At 62.8% G+C, this 25171-nt stretch carries 37 protein-coding genes and 1 tRNA gene; 5 read left to right on the top strand and 33 right to left on the bottom strand.

Annotated elements, in window-relative coordinates:
• The first annotated feature begins 45 nt into the window (after positions 1-45).
• Positions 46-792: a DUF3598 family protein gene (locus CWE17_RS02475; protein ID WP_131454750.1), complete on the top strand. Its 747-nt coding sequence runs from the start codon at positions 46-48 to the stop codon at positions 790-792.
• On the opposite strand, the gene CWE17_RS02470 is transcribed toward CWE17_RS02475, so the two are convergent.
• The gene (locus CWE17_RS02470) at positions 763-1725 is read right to left on the bottom strand and encodes a cupin (RefSeq protein WP_131454749.1); all 963 of its coding nucleotides are present in this window, start codon (positions 1723-1725) and stop codon (positions 763-765) included. The genes CWE17_RS02475 and CWE17_RS02470 overlap by 30 nt on opposite strands.
• Before the next feature lie 150 nt (positions 1726-1875).
• On the opposite strand from CWE17_RS02470, the gene CWE17_RS02465 reads away from it, so the two are divergent.
• Positions 1876-2166 carry a hypothetical protein gene (locus CWE17_RS02465; RefSeq protein WP_131454748.1) on the top strand — a complete coding sequence of 97 codons (291 nt, stop codon included), beginning with the start codon at positions 1876-1878 and terminating at the stop codon, positions 2164-2166.
• Positions 2167-2169: 3 nt separating this feature from the next.
• Here CWE17_RS02465 and CWE17_RS02460 read toward each other — a convergent pair whose 3' ends face one another.
• From CWE17_RS02460 to CWE17_RS02450, 3 genes are all read right to left on the bottom strand, one after another.
• Positions 2170-5310, bottom strand: coding sequence for an efflux RND transporter permease subunit (locus CWE17_RS02460; RefSeq protein WP_131454747.1), 3141 nt, complete (start codon positions 5308-5310; stop codon positions 2170-2172).
• A 122-nt stretch (positions 5311-5432) separates the two neighbouring features.
• Complete coding sequence (locus CWE17_RS02455; protein WP_131454746.1) at positions 5433-5924, bottom strand: photosystem I reaction center subunit XI; 492 nt, start codon at positions 5922-5924, stop codon at positions 5433-5435.
• A gap of 42 nt (positions 5925-5966) precedes the next feature.
• Entirely contained in the window at positions 5967-6083 is a 117-nt protein-coding gene (locus CWE17_RS02450; RefSeq protein ID WP_131454745.1) for a photosystem I reaction center subunit VIII, read from the bottom strand.
• Between the two features lie 100 nt (positions 6084-6183).
• On the opposite strand from CWE17_RS02450, the gene CWE17_RS02445 reads away from it, so the two are divergent.
• Entirely contained in the window at positions 6184-6651 is a 468-nt protein-coding gene (locus tag CWE17_RS02445; protein WP_131454744.1) for a HEAT repeat domain-containing protein, read from the top strand.
• Here CWE17_RS02445 and CWE17_RS02440 read toward each other — a convergent pair.
• The gene (locus CWE17_RS02440; RefSeq protein WP_131454743.1) at positions 6609-7613 is read right to left on the bottom strand and encodes a glycosyltransferase family 2 protein; all 1005 of its coding nucleotides are present in this window, start codon (positions 7611-7613) and stop codon (positions 6609-6611) included. The genes CWE17_RS02445 and CWE17_RS02440 overlap by 43 nt on opposite strands.
• Positions 7614-7696: 83 nt before the next feature.
• Entirely contained in the window at positions 7697-8437 is a 741-nt protein-coding gene (locus CWE17_RS02435) for a C40 family peptidase (protein ID WP_131454742.1), read from the bottom strand.
• A gap of 18 nt (positions 8438-8455) precedes the next feature.
• On the opposite strand from CWE17_RS02435, the gene CWE17_RS02430 reads away from it, so the two are divergent.
• Entirely contained in the window at positions 8456-9352 is an 897-nt protein-coding gene (locus CWE17_RS02430; RefSeq protein WP_131454741.1) for a serine hydrolase, read from the top strand.
• A 5-nt stretch (positions 9353-9357) separates the two neighbouring features.
• Here the strand turns inward: CWE17_RS02430 and CWE17_RS02425 are convergent.
• Positions 9358-9446, bottom strand: a tRNA-Ser gene (locus CWE17_RS02425).
• A gap of 39 nt (positions 9447-9485) precedes the next feature.
• Complete coding sequence (gene alr, locus CWE17_RS02420) at positions 9486-10637, bottom strand: alanine racemase (RefSeq protein ID WP_131454740.1); 1152 nt, start codon at positions 10635-10637, stop codon at positions 9486-9488.
• Positions 10638-10708: 71 nt separating this feature from the next.
• Between alr and CWE17_RS02415 the strand changes: the two genes are divergently transcribed.
• Entirely contained in the window at positions 10709-11209 is a 501-nt protein-coding gene (locus CWE17_RS02415) for an HNH endonuclease (protein WP_131454739.1), read from the top strand.
• Between the two features lie 3 nt (positions 11210-11212).
• Here CWE17_RS02415 and prfA read toward each other — a convergent pair whose 3' ends face one another.
• From prfA to rplV, 25 genes are all read right to left on the bottom strand, one after another.
• A complete protein-coding gene (prfA, locus tag CWE17_RS02410; RefSeq protein ID WP_131454738.1) occupies positions 11213-12310 on the bottom strand; it encodes a peptide chain release factor 1 in 1098 nt (365 codons plus the stop codon).
• 105 nt (positions 12311-12415) lie between these two features.
• Positions 12416-12709, bottom strand: coding sequence for a 50S ribosomal protein L31 (gene rpmE, locus CWE17_RS02405; RefSeq protein WP_131454737.1), 294 nt, complete (start codon positions 12707-12709; stop codon positions 12416-12418).
• Between the two features lie 8 nt (positions 12710-12717).
• Entirely contained in the window at positions 12718-13122 is a 405-nt protein-coding gene (gene rpsI / locus CWE17_RS02400; RefSeq protein ID WP_131454736.1) for a 30S ribosomal protein S9, read from the bottom strand.
• Complete coding sequence (gene rplM / locus CWE17_RS02395) at positions 13119-13571, bottom strand: 50S ribosomal protein L13 (RefSeq protein ID WP_131454735.1); 453 nt, start codon at positions 13569-13571, stop codon at positions 13119-13121. The genes rpsI and rplM overlap by 4 nt, the downstream gene beginning before the upstream one ends.
• Before the next feature lie 204 nt (positions 13572-13775).
• Positions 13776-14675, bottom strand: a complete 900-nt coding sequence (truA, locus tag CWE17_RS02390) for a tRNA pseudouridine(38-40) synthase TruA (RefSeq protein ID WP_370318264.1) — start codon at positions 14673-14675, stop codon at positions 13776-13778.
• Between the two features lie 14 nt (positions 14676-14689).
• Positions 14690-15040, bottom strand: coding sequence for a 50S ribosomal protein L17 (rplQ, locus tag CWE17_RS02385; protein WP_131454733.1), 351 nt, complete (start codon positions 15038-15040; stop codon positions 14690-14692).
• 34 nt (positions 15041-15074) lie between these two features.
• Positions 15075-16013, bottom strand: a complete 939-nt coding sequence (locus CWE17_RS02380; protein WP_131454732.1) for a DNA-directed RNA polymerase subunit alpha — start codon at positions 16011-16013, stop codon at positions 15075-15077.
• Positions 16014-16060: 47 nt separating this feature from the next.
• Positions 16061-16453 carry a 30S ribosomal protein S11 gene (rpsK, locus tag CWE17_RS02375; RefSeq protein ID WP_006854807.1) on the bottom strand — a complete coding sequence of 131 codons (393 nt, stop codon included), beginning with the start codon at positions 16451-16453 and terminating at the stop codon, positions 16061-16063.
• A 77-nt stretch (positions 16454-16530) separates the two neighbouring features.
• A complete protein-coding gene (rpsM, locus tag CWE17_RS02370) occupies positions 16531-16896 on the bottom strand; it encodes a 30S ribosomal protein S13 (RefSeq protein ID WP_131454731.1) in 366 nt (121 codons plus the stop codon).
• A 108-nt stretch (positions 16897-17004) separates the two neighbouring features.
• Positions 17005-17118 (bottom strand): 50S ribosomal protein L36, encoded by a 114-nt coding sequence (rpmJ, locus tag CWE17_RS02365; protein WP_006173336.1) that lies wholly within the window; start codon positions 17116-17118, stop codon positions 17005-17007.
• Between the two features lie 51 nt (positions 17119-17169).
• A complete protein-coding gene (locus tag CWE17_RS02360) occupies positions 17170-17727 on the bottom strand; it encodes an adenylate kinase (RefSeq protein ID WP_131454730.1) in 558 nt (185 codons plus the stop codon).
• 102 nt (positions 17728-17829) lie between these two features.
• Positions 17830-19149, bottom strand: coding sequence for a preprotein translocase subunit SecY (secY, locus tag CWE17_RS02355; protein ID WP_131454729.1), 1320 nt, complete (start codon positions 19147-19149; stop codon positions 17830-17832).
• Between the two features lie 103 nt (positions 19150-19252).
• Positions 19253-19705: a 50S ribosomal protein L15 gene (gene rplO / locus CWE17_RS02350; protein ID WP_131454728.1), complete on the bottom strand. Its 453-nt coding sequence runs from the start codon at positions 19703-19705 to the stop codon at positions 19253-19255.
• A gap of 6 nt (positions 19706-19711) precedes the next feature.
• A complete protein-coding gene (rpsE, locus tag CWE17_RS02345; RefSeq protein ID WP_131454727.1) occupies positions 19712-20359 on the bottom strand; it encodes a 30S ribosomal protein S5 in 648 nt (215 codons plus the stop codon).
• 13 nt (positions 20360-20372) lie between these two features.
• On the bottom strand, positions 20373-20741 hold the full coding sequence (rplR, locus tag CWE17_RS02340; protein WP_131454726.1) for a 50S ribosomal protein L18: 369 nt from the start codon (positions 20739-20741) through the stop codon (positions 20373-20375).
• A 33-nt stretch (positions 20742-20774) separates the two neighbouring features.
• A complete protein-coding gene (rplF, locus tag CWE17_RS02335; protein WP_131454725.1) occupies positions 20775-21314 on the bottom strand; it encodes a 50S ribosomal protein L6 in 540 nt (179 codons plus the stop codon).
• Positions 21315-21329: 15 nt separating this feature from the next.
• Positions 21330-21731, bottom strand: coding sequence for a 30S ribosomal protein S8 (gene rpsH / locus CWE17_RS02330; RefSeq protein ID WP_131454724.1), 402 nt, complete (start codon positions 21729-21731; stop codon positions 21330-21332).
• A 19-nt stretch (positions 21732-21750) separates the two neighbouring features.
• Positions 21751-22290, bottom strand: coding sequence for a 50S ribosomal protein L5 (gene rplE, locus CWE17_RS02325; protein ID WP_131454723.1), 540 nt, complete (start codon positions 22288-22290; stop codon positions 21751-21753).
• 49 nt (positions 22291-22339) lie between these two features.
• Positions 22340-22696, bottom strand: a complete 357-nt coding sequence (rplX, locus tag CWE17_RS02320) for a 50S ribosomal protein L24 (RefSeq protein ID WP_131454722.1) — start codon at positions 22694-22696, stop codon at positions 22340-22342.
• A 1-nt stretch (position 22697) separates the two neighbouring features.
• A complete protein-coding gene (rplN, locus tag CWE17_RS02315; RefSeq protein ID WP_131454721.1) occupies positions 22698-23063 on the bottom strand; it encodes a 50S ribosomal protein L14 in 366 nt (121 codons plus the stop codon).
• Complete coding sequence (gene rpsQ, locus CWE17_RS02310; protein WP_131454720.1) at positions 23060-23326, bottom strand: 30S ribosomal protein S17; 267 nt, start codon at positions 23324-23326, stop codon at positions 23060-23062. Before rpsQ ends, rplN begins: the two co-directional genes overlap by 4 nt.
• Positions 23327-23346: 20 nt before the next feature.
• On the bottom strand, positions 23347-23556 hold the full coding sequence (rpmC, locus tag CWE17_RS02305; protein ID WP_131454719.1) for a 50S ribosomal protein L29: 210 nt from the start codon (positions 23554-23556) through the stop codon (positions 23347-23349).
• A 2-nt stretch (positions 23557-23558) separates the two neighbouring features.
• On the bottom strand, positions 23559-24035 hold the full coding sequence (gene rplP, locus CWE17_RS02300) for a 50S ribosomal protein L16 (RefSeq protein WP_131454718.1): 477 nt from the start codon (positions 24033-24035) through the stop codon (positions 23559-23561).
• A gap of 16 nt (positions 24036-24051) precedes the next feature.
• Positions 24052-24783 (bottom strand): 30S ribosomal protein S3, encoded by a 732-nt coding sequence (gene rpsC / locus CWE17_RS02295; protein ID WP_131454717.1) that lies wholly within the window; start codon positions 24781-24783, stop codon positions 24052-24054.
• A 19-nt stretch (positions 24784-24802) separates the two neighbouring features.
• On the bottom strand, positions 24803-25168 hold the full coding sequence (gene rplV / locus CWE17_RS02290; RefSeq protein WP_131454716.1) for a 50S ribosomal protein L22: 366 nt from the start codon (positions 25166-25168) through the stop codon (positions 24803-24805).
• Between the last annotated feature and the right edge of the window lie 3 nt (positions 25169-25171).

Here is a 25171-nt window from a genome sequence, read left to right as displayed (position 1 = left end):
TCTCATCGCTGAAGGCTTAGCGTCACGATCCTTTCGATCTCATCGATGACGAGTCAGTGGGAGAACTTTCTGCGCAATCTCGGTGAGTGGCATGGCACATTTGCGTCACTTGATTCTCAGCAGCGAGAGTTGTCTCGTACCAGTTCGATTCTCACCTTGGAACAGGGAGATGGTGAGCGCCTGGTGCGCTTTGGGTTGCAGCGCTGGGAGGATCCGTCGCTTTCCGGCTCGGCGGCTGATCGCGGCGCACCCACTAGCTCCATGCAGCAGGACTATCGAACACTGGGGCGTCAGGTTGTGTTCTTCCCTTCAGGCACGTTCTGCAAGGGGTCTCAGCAGCTTGCTCCTGGGACTGCTTTTGGTGGCGAATTCGGTTTTATCGACGCCGACCGGCGTCATCGCCTGGTGATTCTTTTTAGTGAGTCCGGAATATTTGAGCGATCTGTTCTGATTCGGGAGTTTCGAGCCGGAACTGATTCGCCTGAACGCCCATCCCTCTCGCCTGAGCAGCTGAGTGGTGAATGGCATGGCGAGGAGCTGACGATCACGGCGGACTGGCCTGAACCATCCCTGGCCTCTGTGCAGTCGTGCCTTGGAGTTCAGGATCTTGCTGGAGTCCGTTGGCTGCCCGATGGCGGTGCTTTTCGCGTGCCTGAGCAAGTTGGCCATCGCGCTTCTTTTTGCGTGGAAGCCTGGTGGATGCCGGCTGATGGACAGCTTGAGCAGTTGATCCGTCGCTATGACAGCACTGGTGCCTGGCAGTCAGTCACCCAGCGGCGTCTCCGTCGCTAGACCCCCTGAGCTGCTGAACAGGATGTCGAGAGTGCGCAGATAGGTGTGCAGGCCGGCATCTTGAATGGGAAGCACATAGGCATCGGCCCCGGATTCGTTGTGGTGCGAATGCCAGTAGCCGGGCGGTGTCACGAAGGAAGCCCCTTCAAGCCAATCCTCCCGATGGGGATTGAGAATCTTGCCATCATCATCCAGCTGCGTGCCGATCAGGGTGTAACAGCCTGGTTGGCAGGCCACGGCGAAATCAAGCGCAATGGATTGGTGGCGGTGTGGCTTCTGCTCCTGTCCCGCCGGCAGGATCCCCAGCATGGCCCAGAGTGTGGGGCTCACCGTGCGCGTTTGAGGGAAGGCGCTGTTGCCCAGGAGCACGCTCACCCGATTGGCCTTGGCACCGGAGGGACTTTCGGCGATTTCAGCTAGATGGCGCTGACTGTCGCGGTGGCTGTAGAAGGTTGGTTTAAACCGGCTTTCGCTTGGTGTGACTCCGAGATGACGCAACAGTGGTGCGTCGTGAACCCAGTAGATGGCAGCCTTGTGGGCGCAGGTGTGGATGGCGTCTCCGCCGGCCGGCAGCACAAGGATGTCGCCTTTGCTCCAGGCGAAGCGTTCACCACAGGCCGCGGTTTCTCCCTCGCCCTCGGCCACGAAGAACAACTGGCTGGTCGCTACGGCGGCGGTTCGCAACTCGCCTTGATCCAGGCGGATGAAGTTGGCACACAGAGACGGACCCGTGGCGGGGCCTGCGCAGCCCAGCTCCTCACTCAAATCCAGCGGCAGCACCGCGCTACCAGGCTCCTGGAAGAAGGCAGGTGAGAAGGATCGATAGGGCACCAACGCTGTCAGGCCACTGCGAATCGGGTTGGCGGCTTCGCCATAGGAGAAGAATTGCGCCTGCTCCGAGGAGGTGCGCTGGGTCGATGCACTGCTGACCATGACGGAGACACCACACGACAAGGAGGCCTACACCTTACGAATCGCTGCGCCCCGGTTCCGTATACATCGCGTCACTGTTGGGTGGCGATTCAGTCACATTTGGGCCTTGGCTCCGCGCTCCACTGGGCAGAGCCTGCGCAGTTGCTTCTCATGCCCCCTTCCCGCTGGCCATCGATCCCTCCCAAGCTCGAGTTGGTGCTTCTACTGGCTGCCGCCACCACTACGTACAACCTGGCCATGCAGATGCTGCCCAGTCAGCGCATCGACCTCGCGCAGGTCAGGCTTGATGAACCGGTTGCTGCCCCATCAAGGGTGGCAAAGGCTCCAGGCGTGAGCTCCGTTGTCCATTCCTCCAGGCCTAAGGAACGTCCGGACGCTGGTCCCTGCAGGGTTCCGCCCGGGGGTGGTCCTGCTCTGAATGCCCGCTTTGAGCCCTGCTGAGGATCATCCATCCAACTGCGGAGCAGTCTCCTGCCGCACTCCGCGCCAGCGCTTCAGCAGCAGATACATCGCCGGCACAACAAACAAGGAGAGCAGGGTGGACACGAGCAGGCCACTGAAGACCACCGTGCCGATGCTGATACGACTGGCGGAGCCAGTGCCGCTCGCCAGGAGCAGTGGCAGGAAGCCCGCCAGAGAGGTGACCGCCGTGAGCAGGATCGGTCGCATGCGGTTGATTGCGGCCCCTTCGATCGCATCAAGCAGAGCCATCCCCTGCTCCAGCCGCTGGTTGGCGAATTCCACGATCAGGATGCCGTTCTTGGCAGCCAGGCTCACCAGCACCAGCATTCCCATCTGCCCGTAAACATCGAGGGGCAGTCCGCGCAGCTTGAGGCCGATCAGTGCTCCAAGCAGGGCCATCGGCACCGTGAGCAGGATGATCAACGGATCGAGGAAGCTTTCGTAGAGACCGGCCAGCAGCAAATACACCACCAGAATCCCCAAGCTGAAGAGGATCCATGACACGTCTTCTGCCTTGGTTTCCTCCTTGGCTAAGCCCGTGAATGCCAAGCCAAGACTGGTGCCGCCCGTGCGCTCACTGATGTCTTGCAGTAGGTCGATCGCCTGACCGCTACTGACGCCATCGTTTGGAATCGCCGTGATGCTGATGGATCGGTTCTGGTTGTAGTGGTTGATGCTGTTGGCACCTTCGGCCGGCTTGAGTTGGGCCACGTTGGCGACCGAGACCAGATCTCCTTTGCGATTGCGCACCATCAGGCTGGTGAGATCTCCTGGATCACGGCGGTTGGCTGCATCGAGCTGCAGATAGATCGTGCGGATCTGCCCGCCTTCGAAGGTGTCATCGATGTAGCGGCCGCCGATGGCCGTGCCGATGTCCCGCAGGGTCCGCCCAACGGGTAGGTCGAGCGCTGCCATCTGGCTGCGGTCGATCTCCAGGCGCCAGCGCGGTGAGCTGGCATCGAAGCGGGTGCTCACCCGCTCGAAATCTCCAGTGGCCTCGGCAGCGCGGATGAAGCGCTGGGCCTGCTCCTCAAAGTCCGCCAGGCTGAGCTGGCCGGCGCTGCGATCAAGCAGCTCCAGCTGAAGGCCCGACTCACTACTGAAGCCACGCACTGTGGGGGGGGTGGTGACCACCACGCGGGCATCCTTGATGCGCCGTCGTAGGGCCCTGTTCAGGCGTTCCTTCACGGCTTCGCTGCTGTTCTCCGCCCCCGGTCGATCCTTCAGAGGCACCAGCCGCAGATAGAACGATCCCTTGTCTTCACCACTCTGTCCGAAGGATCGTCCCGCGTAGAAGTTGCCGGTGCGAATCAGCGGCTCGCCAGCCACCACCTGTCGGATCTGTTCCATCACCGCTTCGGTGCGCTCCAGGCTGGCTCCGTCTGGGAGGGTGAAGTAGCCACGCACCTGACCCTGATCTTCATCGGGGATGAAGGCGGTGGGCATCGTCGCCAGCCCAATCCCTGTGATCATCAGGCCCGCCAGCAGCAGGGCGATCACCATGCGTCCCCGGGGGAGCCAGATTGCCAACAGGCGTCCATAGCGCTCCTGCAGGTTGCTCATCCCTCCACGCAGGCTGGCGCTGAGCCGTTTAATCGGACCGGGCAGTCGGCCGCCACCGGGGCCGAGCACCCTGGCGCAGGCCATCGGGGTGAAGGTGAGTGCATTGAAAGTGGAGAACAGGATCGCGCCACTAATCGCCAATGCAATCGGCTGATAGAGGCGGCCGATGGAGCCAGGAATCAGCAGCACCGGCACGAAAACGGCCGCCAACACCAGCGAGGTGGCGATCACAGCACCGGCAAGTTCTGCCATCGCATCTTCTGCAGCCCCCTGTGGTTCTGCGCCTCGCTCAATGCGACCAGCGATGTCTTCACTCACCACGATCGCGTCATCGACCACGATGCCTGTGGCCAGCACCAGGCCAAAGAGGATCAGGCTGTTGAGGTTGGAACCGCTCAGTTTCACGATCACCAAACTGCCAACCAGGGCCACCGGCACGGCGATCCCAGGGATCATCGCTAGACGCCAGCGGCCAAGAAACAGCACCAACACCACCAGCACCAGCAGCACCGCATCCCTCAGGGTGTCGGTGGTGCGGTCGAGGTTGGCCTGAACCGTCTCGGCCACATCCACGATCACCTGCATGCTGAGCCCTGGGGGGAAGTTCTCCTGCAAACGGGTCAGCTCGGTTTGCACCGCTCGGCTCACCTCAAGAGCATTGGCACCGTCGCGCTGATAGATCCCCACAGCCACGGCACTCTCCCCCTGGAGATTCATGGCGCTGCTTCCGTAATTCTCTTTGCCGAGTTCCACCCGGCCCACATCCTTCAGTCGCACGAGCCCACCGGCGGCGGTGCGTTTCACGACCATGGCCTCGAAGTCAGCCTTGCTGAGTAGTCGGCCTTCCGCATCCACCGGAAGGCTCAACATCTGGCCGGCAGGAGCCGGCGCCTCGCCCAGGCTGCCCAGGGCGGCCAGCACGTTTTGCTCGGCCAGGGCTTCGGTGATGTCGTTGCTCGTGAGGTTGTATTGCTCGAGCTGTGCGGGGTTCAGCCACAGGCGGAAGGCCAGTTCGCTGCTACCGAAGACCCGGATATCGCCAACTCCCGGCGTGCTGCGCAGCGACTCACGCAGGGTCTGGTCCAGCCAGCCCCCTACGAAGGTGGGGGCATAAAGATCTTTGGGGGCACTGAAGCCAAGGATCAGCAGGATGTCATCCGACGATCTGCGCACGTTGAGCCCCTGGCGGGTCACGGCCTGCGGCAGTCGGCGATTCGCCAGGTTGACCTCGTTCTGAACCTTGATCGCATTGAGCTCCGGGTCTCCCCCTTCAAAGCGCAGAGAGATGCTTGCGCCTCCTTGGCGACTGCTGGAGCTCATGCTCTCGAGACCCTCTAGCCCGTTGAACTGTTTCTCGAGCACGGCGGTCACGCTCTGCTCCACCACCTCCGGCCCTGCGGCTGGGAAGGTGGCGCTGACACTCACGCGGGTGGGGGCAAGCTGGGGGAGATCCTCCAGTCCAAGACCCACCAGGGCAACAAGGCCGGCCAGCAACACCAACAGGCTGCACACGATCGTGAAGACAGGCCGGCGCAGAAACGGCTGTGAGATGGACCGCAAGGCAGCACCTGCTGCAGAAGCGCAACGATCTTGACAGCGAAAAGCCCCTGATGGAGGCCAAGACCTCCATCAGGGGCAATCAAGGAATGAACAGGGATGACTGGAAAGTCAGACTGATCTGATTAGCTGACGCTCCAGACGCCACCAGCGATGTTGACCAGGGGGGCAACGATGGCAGTGCCAGCCAGGAACCAGGCGAAGGCGGCACCGCCGCAACCACCCAGCCAGAAGCCGCTGGCGAACTCAGCCCAGCCGGCCTTCGTGAACAGATCGGCAGGGGGGTTGTCGATGGTCGCGTCGGCAGGCTGCACATTGGGGCCGTTGCCGGCGGTGCCGTAGATCGACAGGCAGACGGTCAGGATCGAGACCAGACCGATGGCAGCCAGCAGACCTGCGGTGGCGGCGTAGTCGGTGTTGCGCAGGGGGCCGCAGACGGCGAAGGGGCCGTAGAGGAAGAAACCATGGGCCATGCCCACTTCCAGGCCACGGCGGTTGGGGGACAGGGCCGGACGGTAGGCGGGCAGCGCGTTGAGGAAGGCCTTGGCGAAATAGCTGCTGTTCACCGGGGTGGCCAGGTTGCCGACGGTGGGATCGGCGACGGGGGTCACAGTCATGGGAGGAATCGGAATGACGGTTTGGGAAGCGAGCGGTGCGACTCAGTCGCGAGCTTCGATCACGTTGAAGAGCAGTGCCATGGCCACAGCCGGGCCCATGATTCCCACCAGGGGCACGAACACGGAGGGCATCCAGGCGGCGACGAAATCTCCAGTCATGGCGACGGCCTAAGCCAAAAAGGTCCGCCGTTACTGTAGGGATCGCTTTTCTTAGCGCCCGCCGCCGGCTTTCGCGGCGACATAAAAGTTCAATCCCCCGATGTCTCAGTTCTTTGCTGGTGGCGCTGCCATCGTTCTCGCGCTTCTGCTCTGGGGAATGGGCCGTCGGCCCCGCAAGACCCTGTTGCGAAGCACCGACGCGGCTGCCGTTGCCGCCCTTAATCGCGCTCAGGTGGAGCTTGTGCAACAGGCGCAGGCTGAGCTGGCGCCGGTGGGCCTCGATGGTGAGCCTTGGTCGCCGCCATCCACAACGGCGGAACGTCTGACCCTGGAAACCGAGCTACGCCGCCTGATTTCCGGTGACCCGGAGCAGCGGTTGGAGGCGGTGCGCCTTGCGGCCCTGTGGGGGCACAGTGCAGGACTGCCTGTGTTGCGGCGAGGGCTTCGCGATCCAGATCCACGCATCGTGGAAGCGGCTGCAGCGGCGATGGAGCGCCACCGCGGCGCTCCAGGGCGCCGCAGCGTTCAGCTGGCGCGCCCGCCGCGCAACGTGGCCCGGATGCGATAGATCGGCCGACCCTGGCTTTCGTGATACGTGCGGATCAGTAGCTCTGCCAGCAGGCCGAAGCAGAACAGCTGCACGCCCGTGAGCCCCAGCACCACCGCGAGGGTGAGCAGGGGGCGGTTGCCAATGTCCGCACCCATCAGCTTGATGGCCAGAAGGTAGGCGCTGGCCACAAGGCTGGCGGCGATCGCCACCAGGCCACCGAAGCCGAAGACATACATCGGTCGGGTGAGGAATCGCTTCATGAACCACACCGTCAGCAGGTCCATCAGCACGCGGAAGGTGCGGTCGATTCCGTATTTGCTGCTTCCGTACTGACGGGCGCGGTGGTTGACCTTCACCTCTGTGATCCGGGCTCCTTCAATGAAGGCCAGGGCGGGCAGGAAGCGGTGCAGCTCGCCATAGAGACGCATGTCGCTGAGCACTTCGCGGCGATAGGCCTTGAGTGAGCAGCCGTAGTCATGCAGGCGCACGCCTGTGACCCGCCCGATCAGGCGATTGGCGATTTTCGAGGGCAGCTTGCGTTGCAGTGCTGCATCTTGGCGCTGATGCCGCCAGCCGCTCACCAGGTCGAAGCCCTCGCGCAGGGTGGCGAGCAGCAGCGGGATATCGGCGGGATCGTTCTGGAGATCACCATCCAGACTCACGATCACTTCGCCGCGTGCCACGTCGAAGCCGGCTGCCATCGCTGCGGTTTGGCCATAGTTCTTGCGCAGCAGCACCCCCACAAGCTCTGGAATCTCCAGGCTCAGATCCTCCAGAACCTGGGCCGTGCCATCGCTGGATCCATCGTTGACCAGCACCAGCTCGAAGCGCTCGCCTGTGGGGCGTAGGGCCGTGAGCAGCTGCTCCACCAGCTCGGGCAGGCTTTCCTCTTCGTTGTAGAGAGGCACCACCACCGAGAGATCGAGCGGAGCCTCGCCCGCATCGAGGGCAGTGGCTGAGGGTGCGGCGCTGAGGGACATCCCGGTGCGGTTCGATGGGGGCAACCTAGATCGGGCTGCTAGGGCAGAGGCTGCTACGGCCGAGCCTGTGATCGTTGGGGCTGTTACGGCAATGAGGTTCCGTCGTGGCAGCGATGCACGCGGCCGGCCCCGCGCAGTTCCGCTCGGTAATGGCAGGCGACCGGGTGCTGATCACGGGGATGAATGCAGTCGCTGCCGATTCCGTTGCGGCCATGTTGCTGTCCTGAGCTGTGCCAGTAATGGCCTCCACCCCTATGAATGCCCACATGGGTGCAGCGCTGAGGTGTGCCGAAGAACAGCAGGTCCCCGGGGCGCAGCAGCCTGTCATCCCCGGGGCGCACGGCGACTGGCATGCAGAACCGCTCCTGCTGATAGGCGTCCCGTGGCAGCCAAATTCCGGCGCTTGCAAAGGCCGTTTGCACCAACCCTGAGCAGTCAAGATCTGGCCCGACCGTGCCACCCCAGAGATAGACATTCGGCCTGGCCGCAGCAGCGGTGACCCAGCTGAGCACTGCCGGCAGCCGGTGGACGATCGCCTTCTCATCGAGCAGCGTCGGTCTCCATGGGGCGCTGCTGCGGGCCTGGCCGACGATCTCTGTCAGCGCCATCCAGCAGGGATAGCCATCCTCCAGCAGCACAACGCGCAAGCGCCCAGGGTGGGCCTGTTCTGGGCTGTCCAGCACCCGGAATCGGCGGCCCGCCGCTGCTTGGGTCGCCAGACCATCGCCCGCAGCACGGGCGTAACCGTTAACGCTTCGCGTCAGTTGCCAGACGCTTCCTGCTTGGAGCAGTTCAGGGGCGAGTGGGGTGCCTAGGGTCGGCATGGATCAGCGGCCAGCTTCATGGCGTTCTACCGTCCCGACCCGGCGATGCAGGAGCATCTGTCCTCCCTCTTGCGCCGACTGGAGTCGGAGGGCCGGCCTGGACTCACTGAGCAGGTGGCCATCACTTGGGTGCGCTACGACCAGCAGGCTCCGGCTGCCGGCACTGGCCTCGGAGCGGCCTGGGCGGATCAGCGTCTCCTCTATCCCGCCAGTGTGGTGAAGCTGTTTTATGCGGTGGCGGCTGAGGATTGGCTGCAGCGCGATCTCCTGGTGGACAACGACGAATTGCGTCGGGCTCTGCGGGACATGATCGTGGACTCCGGCAACGACGCCACCGGTCTGGTCGTGGATCTGCTCACGGCTACCACCAGCGGCCCCACCTTGCGGGGGCAGGCCTGGAGCCAATGGCAGCAGCAGCGGCAGTTGGTCAACACCTGGCTGCAGACGATCGGATGGCCTGAGCTGGAACGCATCAACTGTTGCCAGAAAACCTGGAACGAAGGGCCCTATGGCCGCGAACGTGACTTCTACGGGGTCATGAATGACAATCGCAATGCCCTCAGCACTGCCGCTACGGCCAGGGTGCTGGAGGCTGTGATGACCGATGCGCTGCTGTCCCCTCCGGCCAGCCGTCGTTTACGCGATCTGCTGGAGCGTTCCCTCGATCTGGCCCAACGGGCCGCCGATCCTGAGAATCAGGTGGATGGATTCCTGGGGGAAGGGCTGCCTGCAGAGAGCAGGGTCTGGAGCAAGGCCGGCTGGATGAGTCAGGCCCGTCACGATGCCGCCTGGTGGAGCTTGCCTGATGCCTCACCGTCCCTCTTGGTGGTGTTCAGCGACGGCCAGGAGCGTGCGCAGGACACAACATTGCTTCCTGCTCTGGCAAGAGAGCTCGCAGCGTTTGCGATCGATTAAGTCAACGGAGAGGGAGGGATTCGAACCCTCGACAGAAGTTGCCTCCTGTAACTCCTTAGCAGGGAGCCGCTTTCAACCACTCAGCCACCTCTCCAGCGGCTCGCCCACCTTACCAAGGAGTGGGCCCAGAAGGTCAGATCACGACCCTTGGCAGACGGTGTTTGAAACCGCACAGCACCTCCCAAGGGATGGAGCCGCTTTGCTCACTCCAATCACGGGGGGTGATCCTCTCAGCACCGTCTTGGCCCAGCAAGGTCACCACGCTGCCGGCTTCCAGCTGGGGATGGTCGGTGGCATCGAGGATCAGTTGATCCATGGTGATCGCTCCAACCTGGGGTAGACGCCGACCCTGGTGCAGGGCGTCGATCCGACCCGAGAGCGCTCGGCTCACGCCATCGGCGTAGCCAATCGCCACCACGGCCAGTCGGCTGGGGCGCTGGGTGATGAAGCGATGCCCATAGCTGACCCCAACGCCGGCGGACACCTGGCGAATCAGCGTCACGCGTGCTTTGACTGCCATGGCCGGCTCCAGGGCTATGGCTCCATCCAGATGCGGGCTTGGGCAATGGCCATAGAGCGCCAGGCCAACGCGGACTAGGTCGTGATGGAGAGCCTGGCTGCGCAGCGTCCCGGCCGAGTTGGCGAGATGACGCAAGGGGCCGCCGGTGGGCAGGTGTTGCAGAACCGTTTCAAACCGTTGTTGCTGCAGGGCTGTGACCCGGTCACCGTCCCCTTCAGGCTCGCCATCGGCGAGGGCCAGGTGGCTGTAAACCCCGCTGAGTTGGATCTGATCCAGCTGCCCAATCGCCGCTGCCAGCCGTGGTCCTTCTTCCCAGTCGCAACCCAGGCGCGTCATTCCCGTATCCAGTTTCAGCTGGACACGGAAAGGACGCCCACTGCCACTGGCGAGGTTTTGGCAGAGCAGCGCTTCGCGCATGCTGCTCAGGGTTGGCATCAGTTGCCAGTGCAGGCAGGCTCGCAGCTCCTCCGGTTGGGTGAGGTTTCCCAGCACCAGAACGGGCTGATCCAGTCCGGCCTTCCTGAGTTCGATCCCTTCCTGCAGCGTGGCCACACCGAGCTGGCTGGCGCCGCCCACTAGGGCTGCACGGGCCACGGTGACGGCTCCATGGCCATAGCCATCGGCCTTCACGACCGCCATCAGCGCGCAGGATGGCAGCAGCAGGCCGCGAAGGGACCGGGCATTGGCTTCGATGGCCGCTGGTGATACCTCCAGCCAGGCCCTCTGACGGGGATCGGGCGCTTCCGTGTCCCGCAGGGGCGTCATTGGCTCGGTCGTGAAGGACACCTTGACAGGGGTTGGATGCCGATAGCATGCCTCTTAATCAGGGGGCTGGCATGAGCCAGGTTCTCGTTCTCAATGCGTCCTACGAGCCGCTGAATATCACCACCTGGCGTCGGGCCATGGTGATGTTGCTCAAAGGAAAGGCCGAGGGCCTGGAACATGACCCTGACCACTGCGTGCGTGCCGACCTGCTGGTGCCGACGGTCATCCGGTTGCGCCAGTTCGTGCGCGTTCCGTTCCGTCAGTTGCCGCTGACCCGCCGCAACCTGTTTCAGCGCGACAACCATTGCTGCCAATACTGCGGAAGCCGTGGCGATCAGCTTTCGATCGACCATGTTCTGCCCCGCAGTCGCGGTGGGGACGACACCTGGGAGAACGTGACCACCGCCTGTTTGCGCTGCAATGTGCGCAAGGGAAACCGCACTCCTCAGGAGGCGAACATGCCCCTGCGCCGGGTGCCGCGTCGGCCCTTGAGCAGCCTCAGCTTTGAGGCCACCCGTCAGATTGATTCAGGCCGTCGCAGCGAGTGGGCCAAATATGTGATCGGTGCCTGAGTCTCAGGCGTCCGTGTCGTCACTGAGGGCCTCGAGCTTGGCGCGCTGTTCCTCAGCGATGCAGGCGCCGATCACGTCTTCTAACTGACCCTCCAGCACCGGATCAAGACTGAAATTGCGCCCAAGCCTGTGGTCGGTCACTCGGTTGTCCTTGGCGTTGTAGGTGCGAATTTTTTCGCTGCGATCGCCTGTCCCCACCTGAGCCCTGCGGGCTGAGCTCTCCTTTGCGTTCGCTTCCGCCAGCTGTCGCTCATAAAGCTTGGCGCGCAGGATCTCCATGGCCCGTTCCCTGTTCTGAAGCTGGGAGCGCTCCTGGGTGCAGAACACCCGGATCCCAGTCGGTTTATGGAGCAGGTCCACGGCCGTTTCCACCTTGTTGACGTTCTGGCCGCCGGCTCCGCCTGAGCGCGCTGTGCTGATCTCAAGTTCGGTGGGATCGATCTGCACCTCCACCGGGTCCGCTTCTGGCATCACGGCCACAGTGGCGGTGGACGTGTGGACACGGCCCTGGGATTCGGTGGCGGGCACCCGCTGCACGCGATGGACCCCAGCTTCGAATTTCAGCTGGCTGAACACCGCATCCCCCTTGACCGAGAGGATGAGTTCCCGATAGCCGCCGAGATCGGCGATGTTGGCGCTGACCGGTTGCACGGTCCACTGCCGGCGGCTGCCATAGCGCTCATACATCCGAGCCAGATCGCCTGCCCAGAGGCAGGCCTCATCGCCGCCGGCACCGGCGCGAATCTCCAGCATCACGCTGCGCTCATCCCGTGGATCGCGGGGAAGCAACGCCAGGGTGACCCGTCTGACCAGCTCGTCATGGCGGTCCTGGAGGGCCTGCAGCTCCTGCTGAGCGAGCTCCTCCATGGCGGTATCGCCGCGGCTGTCCCGCAGGAGTGCACGGGTCTGATCGAGCTCCGCCTCGATCTGATTCAGGCTCGCGTAATCCTGCACCAGGGGTTCCAGTCGCGCGCGCTCCCTGGCGATCGTCTCCAGGCGTTTGGGATCTGCAGCCACATCTGGATCCGCCAGCTGACGCTCCAGGGTTCGGAAGCTGGTGCTGGCGGCTTCCAAGCGGCTGATCAGGGTTGAGCTGTCCATCCCCTCAGGCAGGCGGTGATCAAAAGACCCCCGACCTCAGACGCTTGTCCGGGGCCGGGGGTGGTGAATGCAGGTGTCATCAGACCCTGGACAGGGAGGCCTTGTTCAGGCGTCGGCAGCAGCTTCGTCCTTGCTGGCAGCATCGGATTTGGAGCTGTCAGCGGCTTTCTTTTCGCCAGCAGCCTGTCCGGCGCCACCCATGCCGTATTTGCGCATGAAGCGGTCCACACGGCCCTCGGTGTCGAGGATCTTCTGGGTTCCGGTGAAGAACGGATGATTGCCGCTCCAGACGTCGACGTGAATCTCCGGCTGGGTGGAGCCAGTGGTCATGACCACCTCTCCATTGCAGATCACCTTGGCGTCGGGATACCAGGTGGGATGAATCTCGGGCTTGGGCATGACAGGGATCAGCGCTTGGAGAACTGAGGAGCCTTGCGGGCTTTCTTGAGGCCGTACTTGCGACGTTCCTTGGCACGGGGGTCGCGGCTGAGGTGACCCTCAACTTTGAGGGGTTTGCGGTTGTCTGCCGACAGCTCGCAGAGGGCTCGGGCTGCACCCTGCTTGATGGCGTCGGCCTGACCGGTGAGGCCACCACCACGGACATTCACCAGCACGTCATATTCGGCGGTGAGGCCGAGGGTCTGCAGAGGAGCCTTGACGGCGGCGATGTAGGCCGGGTTGTAATTCAGATAATTGTCACCCGGGCGACCATTGATGGTGATCGTGCCGTTGCCGGGGACGAGGCGGACGCGGGCCACGGAGGTCTTGCGGCGACCAGTGCCCCAGTAGACGACGGAATTAGAAGTGCTCATTGGGCGGAAGCGGCGGGATCGAGCGCGAGGGGCTTGGGCTGCTGAGCGGCATGGGGATGCTCGCTGCCTTTGTAAACCTTGAGCTTGCGGAACAGCTGGCGGCCCAGAGCGTTGTGGGGAAGCATGCCCTTGATGGCTTTCTCCACGATGCGCTCAGGCAGGCGCTCCTGCAGGTGAGCGAAGGTTTCAACCTTCATGCCGCCCGGACGTCCGGAGTGACGGCGATACAGCTTCTGCTGGGGCTTGTTACCGCTGACACGCACCTTGTCGGCATTGATGACGACCACAAAATCGCCAGTGTCGAGGTGTGGGGTGTAGCAGGCCTTGGTCTTGCCGCGCAGGACAGATGCCACCTCGGTGGCGAGTCGGCCGAGGGTCTGATTCTCAGCGTCCACCAGATACCACTGGCGTTCGATCGAATCGATGGAGGGAACGGATGTCTTGTTCATCACGCCGGCATGCCGGTTCGGGTATGCCCCACCTGAGCTGGCGGAGCTGGGCAGATGGGATCAGATAGCGTCACCGCCCTCTGATCCGAGCTCAAACAAAGAGCTTACCTCGTCGTGGATTCCTCCCTGGAACAGGGCTGATTGCTGATGAGGTGGCGGGCCGTCCTGGCCGGTGCAGCGAACGAACACTGCTTCCGGAATGGTTCAGTGGCGTTCTGGCATGGAAGGAGGATCCGGTGGCGGATCGCTCGATGCCAGAAAATACCGCGGTTGGCAATCGTACCACCCACCCTCACTGAAGATTGCCTCGGCATAGCCAGCTCGCAGCAGGCAGAGGCCCTGGGATGGCGCGGCCTCTTTGACTTCGTGGCGACGCCGTTCCCGCCAGCGTTGTTCGAAGGCGGAAGGGCTGAGTCGATGTTCTCCCACTGCCACGAGTTGTGCGGTGAGCAGTCGCACCATTCCATAGAGAAACCCACTGGCCTGGATGTCCATGACCACCAGGTCCCCTTGCCGTTCCAGGTTCACATCCTGAATCGTGGTGCGGGCATGGGCGCGGCGGCTGCCGGCACGCATGAAGGCTGAAAAGTCATGCAGTCCCAGCATTCCCTCCAACGCCTGGGCCATCGCGCTCTCGTCGAGGCGCAGCTGGTAGCGGTGCCACGTCCAGGGGCTGAGGAACAGGTTCGGACGGCGCCCGTTGTAGATCGTGTAGCGATAGCGCCGGTAGGTGGCTGAGTGGCAGGCATGCCAGTCCAGAGGGCGTTCCACGGCTTCACGCACGCGGATGCTCTTGGGGAGGCGCCCATTGAGTGCCGGCGCCCAGCGGCTCGCAGGAATCGGTCCGCAGCAGTCGAAATGCACCACCTGGCCAGCGGCGTGAACTCCTGCATCGGTACGACCGGCAGCAACGGCCTGGATCGGGCGGAAGGGATCCAGCTCAGCGATCGCGTTCTCCAGGACCCCTTGCACGCTGGTGCCTTGGCGTTGCCGCTGCCATCCACAAAACAGGGAACCCTCGTACTGCACACTGATGGCGATCCGTTTCCGGATGGGGCCGTCAGAGACAGACGAGGGTTCGACAGTCGAGGGTTCGGAGATCAGCGCTGATGTCTGGATCAGACCAATTCGATGATCGCCATCTCGGCGTTGTCACCACGACGGGGCACCGTGCGGGTGATTCGGGTGTAGCCCCCGTTCCGGTCGCCGTAGCGATCCTGAGCCTTGTCGAACAGGGCATGAACGAGTTGCTTGTCAAAGATGTAGCCGATGGCGCGGCGGCGGGCTGCGAGGCTGCCGTCCTTGGCCAGCGTGATCATGCGCTCGGCCTCATCACGCAGGGCTTTGGCACGGGCCTTGGTGGTGGTCACACGACCCTCACGAATCAGCTGGGTGGTGAGGCCACGGAGCATGGCCTTGCGCTGGTCAGCCGGACGACCCAGCTGGGGAACTCGACATTGGTGACGCATGGTTCAGGTGCGGAGGTGGGACGAACGGATGGAATCAGGCGCTGGTGCGGCTCTGGGGGATCGAGATGCCGATGCGCTCGAGGGCTTCGATCACCTCATCGGCTGACTTGGAGCCGAAGTTCTTGATCTCAAGCAGGTCTTCGTAGCTGAAGCCCATGAGATCGGAGACGGAATTGACCTGGGCACGCTTCAGGCAGTTGTAGGCCCGAACCGAGAGGTTGAGTTCCTCGAGGGGGATCTGGGCCTCTGCGGATGGCTCGGGCTCGAGTCCGGGCTCCTCCACCATCGTGACCGTGGCCAGAGGCTGGAAGAGTTCGATCAGCTGGTTAGCCGCCTGAGCAATGGCGTCATCGGGAGTGATCGAACCGTCGGTGACCACCTCCATGCGCACCCGCTCACGAGCAGATCCACCTTCGGCAACGGCCGTTTCGTCGATGCTGAAGTTCACCCGTTGTACGGGCATGAACACGGCGTCGATCTGAAGCAGATCGATGGCACTGGTGTCTTCGTTGTGGCGGTCAACGGGGCGATAGCCGATGCCGCGCTCCACATGGACTTCCAGCTCGAGGCTGTGACCATCACTCACCGTTGCGATCGGTCGCTCCGGATCCACCACCTGCACCTGGGAGGAAAACTGCAGGTCACGGGCTTTCACTTCAGCGGGACCAGAGACAACAAGCCGACCGATTTCCAGCTCGCTGGTGCGGCTGTTGACGCTCAGCTGTTTGCAGTTCAGGAGGATGTCGAGAACGTCCTCTCGAACTCCGGGAACGGTGGCGTATTCATGGTTGACGCCGGCAATGCGTACCGCGGTGACGGCGCTGCCTTCCAGGCCTCCCATCAACACCCGACGCAGGGCATTGCCGAGGGTGGTTGCCTGGCCACGCTCCAGGGGACCGATGAGAAATACACCGGTCTGAGCGCGATCATCAGCGATCTGATGCTCGATACGGTCGATCTGGTATTGCAGCACGGTCTGTAGCGGGGAGGAGGGAAGGAAACCTGGGGGCGGAACGTCGCTCAGACGCGACGGCGCTTGGAACGGCGGCAGCCGTTGTGGGGAAGCGGCGTGACATCGCGGATCAGGGTGATCTCCAGTCCGGCCACTTGGAGGGCACGGATGGCGGTTTCACGGCCTGAACCGGGGCCACGCACCAGCACCTCGATCTGACGCATGCCCTGCTCGAGAGCACGGCGGGCGGCTGCTTCGGCAGCGGTCTGCGCTGCAAAAGGTGTGCCCTTGCGCGCGCCTTTGAAACCGCTCGCTCCAGCCGACGACCAGGAGATGACCTCGCCGGTGGTGTCGGTGATCGAAACGATCGTGTTGTTGAAGGTGCTTTGGATGTGTGCAACGCCGTTCGGGACGTTGCGCTTGGCCTTCTTGGGGCCTGATTTTTTGGCGGGTTTGGCCATGGGCTGGGGCCTGGAGGCGAATAGGGGGAGATGTCAGGGGCGGGCGTTCGTTGACGACGGGCGTCAGCGGCTTCGCCTTACTTCTTCTTGCCAGCGACGGTTTTGCGCGCGCCACGGCGGGTGCGGGCATTCGTGCGAGTGCGCTGGCCGCGCACAGGAAGACTCATGCGGTGGCGACGGCCACGGACGCAGCCGATGTCCTGCAGGCGCTTAAGGGCCATGCCCTCCTGACGCCTCAGATCACCTTCGATTGTGTAGGCCTCGGTGGCGCCGCGCAGTTTCTGCACATCGCCATCCTCCAGATCCTTGACGCGGATGTCAGGGTTGACACCGGTCTTGGACAGGATGGTCCGGGCCCGGGTGGGGCCGATTCCATAGATGTAGGTGAGGGCGACTTCGATCCGCTTGTCGCGGGGAATGTCGACGCCAGCAATCCTTGCCACTGAGCAATCAATCGAAGGGGGGACGGGGGCCGACGGTGTCGGCAGTTGAGGCGATGACCTGAGGGGGCTCTGCTGTCAGAGCTAAACCTCAGGTCCGGCAGCTGGGGATCAGCCCTGGCGCTGCTTGTGCTTGGGGTTGGTGCAGATGACCATGACCCGGCCGTGGCGGCGAATCACACGGCACTTGTCGCACATTTTCTTGACCGAGGCGCGCACCTTCATGGGGTGTGGCTCTCCAAAATTCCAAACAGCTAACCTATCACAGCGGGTCTATCAAGACCCTTGAAGCGCCTGTTCGATCCGCTCGGTGATCGCCTCGACGCTGCCCTGGGCCTCGACTGAGAGCAGTAAGCCCTGCTGGCGGTAGTGATCAATCAGTGGAGCGGTCTTCTCTCGATAGACCTCGAGTCTGTGGCGGATCACGTCTTCAGTGTCGTCAGCGCGGCCGCGGGCGAGCATTCGTTCAATGAGCACCGCGTCATCAAGCTCCAGAAGCACGACGGCTTCGAGGGGTTGCTTGAGTCCGTCGAGCAGTGGTGCCAGGGCCTCGGCCTGAACAACGGTGCGAGGAAAACCGTCAAGCAGCCAGCCCCCGCCATCCAGGCTGCCGAGCTGGGCCTTGACGATGGCGAGCACCAGGGTGTCGCTGACCAGTTCTCCCCTGTTCATGACCGCTTCGGCTTCCTTGCCCAGGTCGCTGCCGGCGGCTACCTCGGAACGGAGCAGATCTCCGGTGGAGAGGTGCTTCATGCCGTGGCTTGCGCAGAGGCGTGCGGCCTGGGTTCCCTTGCCGGCGCCGGGGGGGCCGAGGAAGAGGAGGCGGTTCTTCATGGCTGTAGTCGTGGGAAGAAGGGGATCAGGGAATCGGGGGTGTATCAGGCAAAAAGCACGTCGCCGTGCTCATTGCGTGTTTTTCGCGTATCGATAACGTGCCTATTGCCGCACAAGCCCTTCGTAGCGCTGGGAGATCACGTAGGTCTGAACTTGCTTGGCGGTGTCAATCGCCACGCCGACCAGAATCAGGAGCGAGGTGGCACCCAGGCCCTGGAAGGTCGTGACTCCTGTGGCTCGCTCCACCGCGGAAGGGATGATCGCAACCGCACCAAGGAAGAGGCCCCCCAGCAAGGTGAGTCGGTTTTGCACACCAGAGAGATAGGTCGCCGTGGCACTGCCTGGTCGCACCCCTGGAATCGCCACGCCTCCCTTTTTGAGATTGGAGGCGATATCGCTCGGATTCACGGTGAGCGAAGCGTAGAAATAGGCAAATCCCAGGATCAATGCGAAGAAGAGCAGGGCATAGGGCCAGGGATTCGGAGCGCCAGGGCTGAGGGCGCTGGAGGCGCGGATCAGCAGCGGATTCTTGGTGAAATTGGCGATGGTGATCGGCAAGAAGATCAGTGCTGAGGCAAAGATGATGGGCATCACGCCACCGGCATTGAGCTTCAGAGGCAAATAGCTCTGACGACTGGGGAGCAGGGCGGTGCCGCCCACCTGGCGCTTGGCGCTCACAATCGGCAGTCGTCGGGCGCCCTCCTGCACGAAAATGATGCCCACGATCGTGACCAGGAACACCAGCACCAGAACAATGATGCCCAGGACATCATTGCGGTCTCCGGTCTGAGCCTTTTCGATCGTGGCCCCGAGCGCCTGGGGCAGGGTGGCCACGATGTTCAGGAAAATCACAAGCGAGGCGCCCTGACCGATACCCCGTTCGGTGATGACCTCACTGATCCACATCACCACCATCGATCCCGTGACCAGTGCCAGGGCGGTCTGAACCACGAACACCGTCTCGCTGAGACCTTCGACTGCGTACTGGCGCAGGATCATTGCGAAGACGATGCTCTGCAGCAGTCCCCAGCCCAGAGCCACGTAGCGGGTGATCTGGGCGATTTTGCGTCGCCCGGCCTCGCCCTCATTCTTCTGAAGGTCCTCGAGTTGCGGCAGCGCCGCTGTCAGCAGCTGAAGGATGATCGAGGCATTGATGAAAGGCAGGATCCCCAGGGCGAAGACGCCCAGGGTGGAGATGCCTCCTCCGGTGAAGATGTCGAGGAAGCCGATCAGCTGGCCGCCTTGCTTCAGGAAGTCCTGGAAGGCCACCCGGTCGATGCCGGGCATGGGGATGTAAATCCCAAGGCGCACGAGCATCAACAGACCGAGGGTGGTGAGCACTCGACCGCGCAGCTCTTTGTTCTGCACCAGCTGGGTGATCACCTCTCCGGCGCTGGGATTGCGACCCCGACTGACGAGCATGGATGAATGGAAATGAAAGGGCTTGATGCCAAAAAGCCGTCCGCAGACCAGGGGACTGCGGACGGCTCAGACCTTAGATCTGCACTGGCGGATCCGTGAGGATTCAGTCGAGCAGTTCGCAGCTGCCGCCAGCGGCTTCAATCTTGGTGCGGGCGGAGGCGGTGAAGGCCGCAGCCTGAACGGTGAGTTTCACCTTCAGCTCACCATTGCCAAGGATCTTGAGCGGATGCTTGGGGCTGGTCACAACCCCTTCCTTGACCAGGGAGTCGAGGTTGACGGTGCTGCCGGCCTTGAGCTCATTGAGGGCAGATACGTTCACCACAGTGAAGAACTTTGGGTTCACCAGTGGGAAGTGCTTGAGCTTCGGTACCCGGCGGTAAAGGGGCATCTGGCCACCCTCGAAGCCGGGGCGGGTGGGTCGGCCGGAACGTGACTTCTGGCCGCGCATGCCGAAGCCGCAGCTGGCGCCCTGGCCGGCGGCGATGCCGCGACCCTTACGCAGTTTGCGGCGTCGGGCGCCGGCGTTGGCCTTGAGGTTGTCGAGTCGGAGAGTCATGGGGAATCAGGAGTAGATCTGCTCGAGGGAGATCCCCCGTTCCTTGGCGGTCTCCTTGTGGGTGCGGAGAGCCTCGAGGGCCACCATGGCAGCCCGCGCATTGTTGAGGGGAGTCTTGCTGCCCAGGCGCTTGGCAAGCACGTTCTTGATGCCGGCCAGTTCCAGCACGGTGCGGATCGAACCGCCCGCGATCACACCCGTACCAGGAGCGGCGGGGCGGATCAGCACGCTGGCGGCGCCATCGCGACCATTGGACAGGGTGGGAATGGAGTTGTGGCGGGTCAGAGGCACCTTCACCAGATGCTTCTTGCCATCGGCCACGCCCTTGCGAACGGCACCGATCACATCGCCGGCCTTGCCGACACCCACGCCGACCTGACCTTTCTCGTTGCCGACAACGACGATGGCTCGGAAGCTCATCTTCTTACCGCCCTTGACGGTCTTGGACACGCGGCGGATTTGAACCACGCGCTCCTGCCATTCGGAGTCACGCTCCTGGTTGCGGCGGTCGCCACGGCGTCCACCACCACGGCGATCACCGCGATCGCGGTCGCCACGGCCCCGGCGCTGCTCCTGCTGCCCTTCGGCGGCTGCAGGCACATCGGATGCTGCCGGGATGTCGTTGGGGTTGGTCTGGGTGTTGGGTTCGGTCATGGTGAGAGCAGGGTCAGAATTGCAGGCCCGCTTCCCGGGCGGCATCGGCAAGGGCTTTCACCCGTCCGTGGTACAGGTTGCCGCCGCGATCGAAGACCACCTGTTGGATCCCCTTGGCGAGGGCGCGTTTGGCCACCAGTTCGCCAACGGCGACGGAGGCATCGCAGCTTCCAGCGTTGGCTTTGAGACTGGTGCGCAGGTCCTTGTCGACAGTAGAGGCTGAGCAAAGGGTGCTCTGGGCCTCGTCGTCGATGACCTGGGCGTAGATGTGGTTGTTGGAGCGGAAAATCGCCAGCCGGGGACGCTCGGCGGAGCCGCTGATTTGGCGACGCAGGCGCCGGTGGCGCTTCTGGGTCTGTTGTTTGCGGGAAAGAGTCGACATGGTGGGAAATGCGGAAGGGGGTCTGGCAGGGGGTTACTTCTTGCCCGACTTGCCGGCCTTGCGCATGATGCGCTCGCCCGCATATTTGATGCCCTTGCCCTTGTAGGGCTCAGGTGGGCGGATGGCGCGGATCTTGGCGGCTTCATTGCCCACCAATTCCTTGTCGGTTCCGGAGACGGTGACGTTGGTGTTGTTCTCCACCGCAAAGGTGATTCCGTCGGGAGGAATCATTTCAACGGGGTGGCTGTAACCGGCACTCACCACAAGGTTCTTGCCTTTCACCTGGGCACGGTTGCCCACACCGACGATTTCCAGCTTCTTGCTGAATCCGGTGCTGACACCTTCGACCATGTTGGCCACCAGGGTGCGGCAGAGACCGTGACGCTCACGGGAGCGGCGCTTGTCGCTGCTGGGAGCCACCACCAGAGTGTTCTCCACCTGGCTAATGGTCACACCCTCAGGGAGGGTGCGCTTCAGTTCGCCCTTCGGGCCCTTCACGGTGACCGCGAGACCATCGAGGCTCACGCTCACCTTGTCGGGGATGGGGATGGGGGATTTACCGATACGAGACATGGTTCTGGCTCCGGATCAATAGACGTAGCAGAGCACTTCACCACCGACGCCCTGCTTGCGGGCATCGCGGTCGCTCATCACACCCTTGGATGTGGAGATGATCGCCACTCCAAGACCGCCCAACACTTTGGGGAGGCCACGGGTGTTCTTGTAGATGCGCAAGCCCGGCTTGCTCACACGCTGCATGGAGCGAATGGTGGGCTGACGGTGCTTGCCGCTGTACTTGAGTTCGAGCACAAGGTGCGTCTGCACGCCTTCGCCTTCTTCGCTGATTTCAGCGATGAAGCCTTCCTGCTGCAGCACCTTGGCGATGCTGCGGGACATCCGAGAGGCGGGAACTTTGGTGGTCTGATGACGTTTCTCACTCGCATTGCGAATGCGGGTGAGCATGTCGGAAATAGGGTCGTGGTTGGCCATAGTGGTTTCCGAGGGGGGCTCAGTTGCTGCGGAATGGCATTCCCATCTCGCGGAGGAGGGCCCGGCCCTCTTCATCCGTGCGGGCAGTGGTCACGATGGTGATGTCCATGCCCCTGATGGCGTCGATCTTGTCGAAGGAGATCTCAGGGAAGATGATCTGTTCCCTCACCCCCAGGGTGTAGTTGCCACGGCCGTCAAAGCTCTTGGGGCTCACACCGCGGAAATCGCGGATGCGGGGCAGAGCCAGATTGATCAGACGCTCCAGGAAGGCATACATGCGGTCTCCACGAAGGGTGACGGCACAGCCGATTGGCATGCCCTGACGGATCTTGAAGCCGGCGATGGCCTTCTTGGCACGGGTCACCACAACCTTCTGGCCGGTGATCTGCGCCAGTTCCGTCACGGAGGCCTCAAGGGACTTCGCGTTCTGGGCGGCTTCGCCGAGACCCCGGTTGACGGTGACTTTCACCACCTTGGGGACTTCGTGGATGTTGGAGAGACTCAGGTCTTTCAGCAATTTGGGCTGAATGGTCTCCCTGTAGCGCTGTTTGAGTGACATAGCTGGGGGATGAGGACTTCTGGGCTTGGTCAGAAGACGGGCCGGGTGATCAATCGATCACTTCGCCGGTTTTCTTGAGGCGGCGCTTCTTGGTGCCGTCTTTTTCGATCACCACTTCAACGCGGCTGGCGACCTTCTTTTCGGTGGAGTAGAGCATCACGTTGGAGGCATGCAGTGAGGCCTCTTCTGTGACGATCCGACCGCTTTCACCTTCCTGGGTGGGCTTGACGTGGCGGGTGCGCAGATTGATGCCCTGCACGATCACGCGGTTCTCGTTTGGCAGGGTGCGCAGCACCTCACCGGTCTTGCCCTTGTCTTTGCCGGTGATCACCTGAACGGTGTCACCTTTGCGCAGACGCATCTTGATGCGCTCGCTCGTGTTGGTTTTGGGAGTTGCGGTTGCCATCTCAGATCACCTCCGGAGCAAGGGAGACGATTTTGGTGAAGTTGCGCTCGCGCAATTCCCGAGCAACCGGTCCGAAGACGCGAGTGCCCCGCGGATTGTTGTCCGCGTTGATGATCACGGCCGCGTTGTCGTCGAAGCGGATCGAGTTACCCGTGTCGCGACGGAGGGTGTGCCTGGTGCGGACCACCACAGCCTTGACCACATCGGACTTCTTCACGCCCATGTTGGGCATGGCGTCTTTGACAGCGGCCACGATCACATCACCGACATGGGCGTAGCGACGGTTGCTGCCCAGCACGCGGATGCACTGGATGCGCTTGGCGCCGCTGTTATCAGCGACGGTCAAATAGGTTTCCTGCTGAATCATTTCGCGGCCTCCTCAGCCTTGGCGCTGTGGCTGAGCACTTCGGCGACAGCCCAGCGTTTGTGACGGCTCAGTGGGCGGGTTTCGGTGATCCGAACCCGGTCGCCGACGCGGCAGCTGTTGTCCTCGTCGTGAGCTTTGTAGCGAGTGGTGCGGCTGACCGTCTTCTGGTAGATGGGATGAGGGAAGCGGTTCTCCACCGCAACCACCACCGTTTTGTCCATCTTGTCGCTGACGACGGTGCCGACCCTTTCCTTGGTTGCCATGTCTGGTTCTCCTTAGGGGGTCAGGAAGCGGCGGAGCGCTGACGCTCCGCTTGCACCGTCAGCAGCTGGGCCAGCTTGATGCGGCTTTGCTTGAAGCGGTGCGTATTGCTCAGCTGCCGGGTGGCTTGCTGAAAGCGCAGATCAAACAGTTCCCGGCGAAGGCCGTCGATCTGCTCGTTGATGTCTGCGTCGGTGAGCTGGCGCAGCTCGGAAGCATTGGGGCGTGCCATGGTCAGGCCTCCACGGTTGCGGTGGACGCTGCCTTGGCATCGCTGCCAGCGGCGGCTTTCTCCTGGTCGTCCAGGGAGATGAACTTGGTTTTCACGGGCAGCTTGTACTGCGCCAGGCGCATGGCCTCCCGTGCAATCTCGGGGGTGATTTCGGCACCGCCCATCTCGAAGAGCACCCGGCCCGGCTTGATCACGGCCACCCAGAATTCTGGGTTGCCCTTACCGGAACCCATACGGGTTTCAGCGGGGCGCATCGTGATCGGTTTGTCGGGGAAGATCCGGATCCAGATCTTGCCGCCACGTTTGACGTGACGGGTCATGGCACGACGGCTGGCCTCGATCTGGCGCGAGGTGATCCAGCCACACTCCTGTGCCTGCAGCGCGAACTGACCAAAGGCAATGGTGTTGCCTCGGGTGGCGATGCCGCGCATGCGGCCGCGCTGCTGCTTACGGAATTTGACGCGTTTTGGACTCAGCATGGTTCAGGCCTCCTGTTCAACCCTCGTTAGAGCGGTCTTCGAACTGTTGGGGCCTGCGACCGGCCCGACGCCGTGGGGTTGCCCCCACAGGCAGTTGCTGCCGGGCCTCGTCGCCCAGCACTTCGCCTTTGAACACCCACACCTTGATGCCCAGCACCCCATAGGTGGTGCTGGCCACTTTGGTGGCGTAATCGATGTCGGCGCGAAGGGTGTGCAGTGGCACACGTCCTTCACGCGTCCATTCGGTTCGGGCGATCTCGGCGCCATTGAGGCGGCCGCTCACCTGGATCTTCAGGCCGAGCACACCAGCCCGCTGGGCCCGTTGCACGGCCATGCGGATGGTGCGACGGAACGCCACGCGCTTCTCGAGTTGCTGGGCGATGTACTCGGCCAGCAGGAAGGCATCAGCGTCGACACGCTCGACTTCAACCACGTTGATCCGCACCTGACGGCTCAGATCTCCGACGGTCTTTTGAATGCCACTACGCAGCTCTTCAATGCCGCTGCCCTGGCGGCCGACCAGCACGCCGGGGCGTGCTGTCTTGAGTTCAACCTCAAGCTGGTCGGCCTTTCGGGCGATCAGCACATCGCTGATGCCGGCAGCGCCGTATTTCTTGTGGATGAACTTGCGAATCCGATCGTCTTCTTGGAGAAGAGTCGGATAGCTCTTGCTGGAGGCGTACCAGCGGGACCGGTGCTCCTGGGTGATCCCCAGGCGTAAGCCGGTTGGATGGATTTTGTGTCCCATCAGTCGGTGTGCTCGGGGGTCAGGAGTCGGTCTGAGCTGCCACAGCAATGCTGATGTGGCAGGTCTGCTTCTTGATCGCGTAGGCGCGACCTTGGGCGCGGGGCCGATACCGCTTCATGGCAGGGCCCATGTCGGCACTGGCCTGGGAGATCACCAGGGAGGAGGGATCAAGGCCCAGGTTGTGCTCGGCATTGGCCACAGCCGACCGAAGCACCTTGGTGATCGGACCGGTGGAGCGATAGGGCATGAACTCGAGCATGATCAGCGCGTCGCGATAACTGCGGCCGCGGATCTGGTCGAGGACACGGCGCACCTTGGACACAGAGCCGCGGATGAAGCGACCGTGTGCCCGGGCGGTGGTGGCCGTTGGGGATGACGTGGTCATGGT

Origin of the sequence: Synechococcus sp. BS56D (assembly GCF_004332405.1) — a bacterium.
In the GTDB taxonomy this organism is placed as follows: domain Bacteria; phylum Cyanobacteriota; class Cyanobacteriia; order PCC-6307; family Cyanobiaceae; genus Synechococcus_C.
The sequence above is the reverse complement of the archived record's forward strand: the minus strand, read 5'-3'. Positions and strand labels throughout refer to the sequence as shown.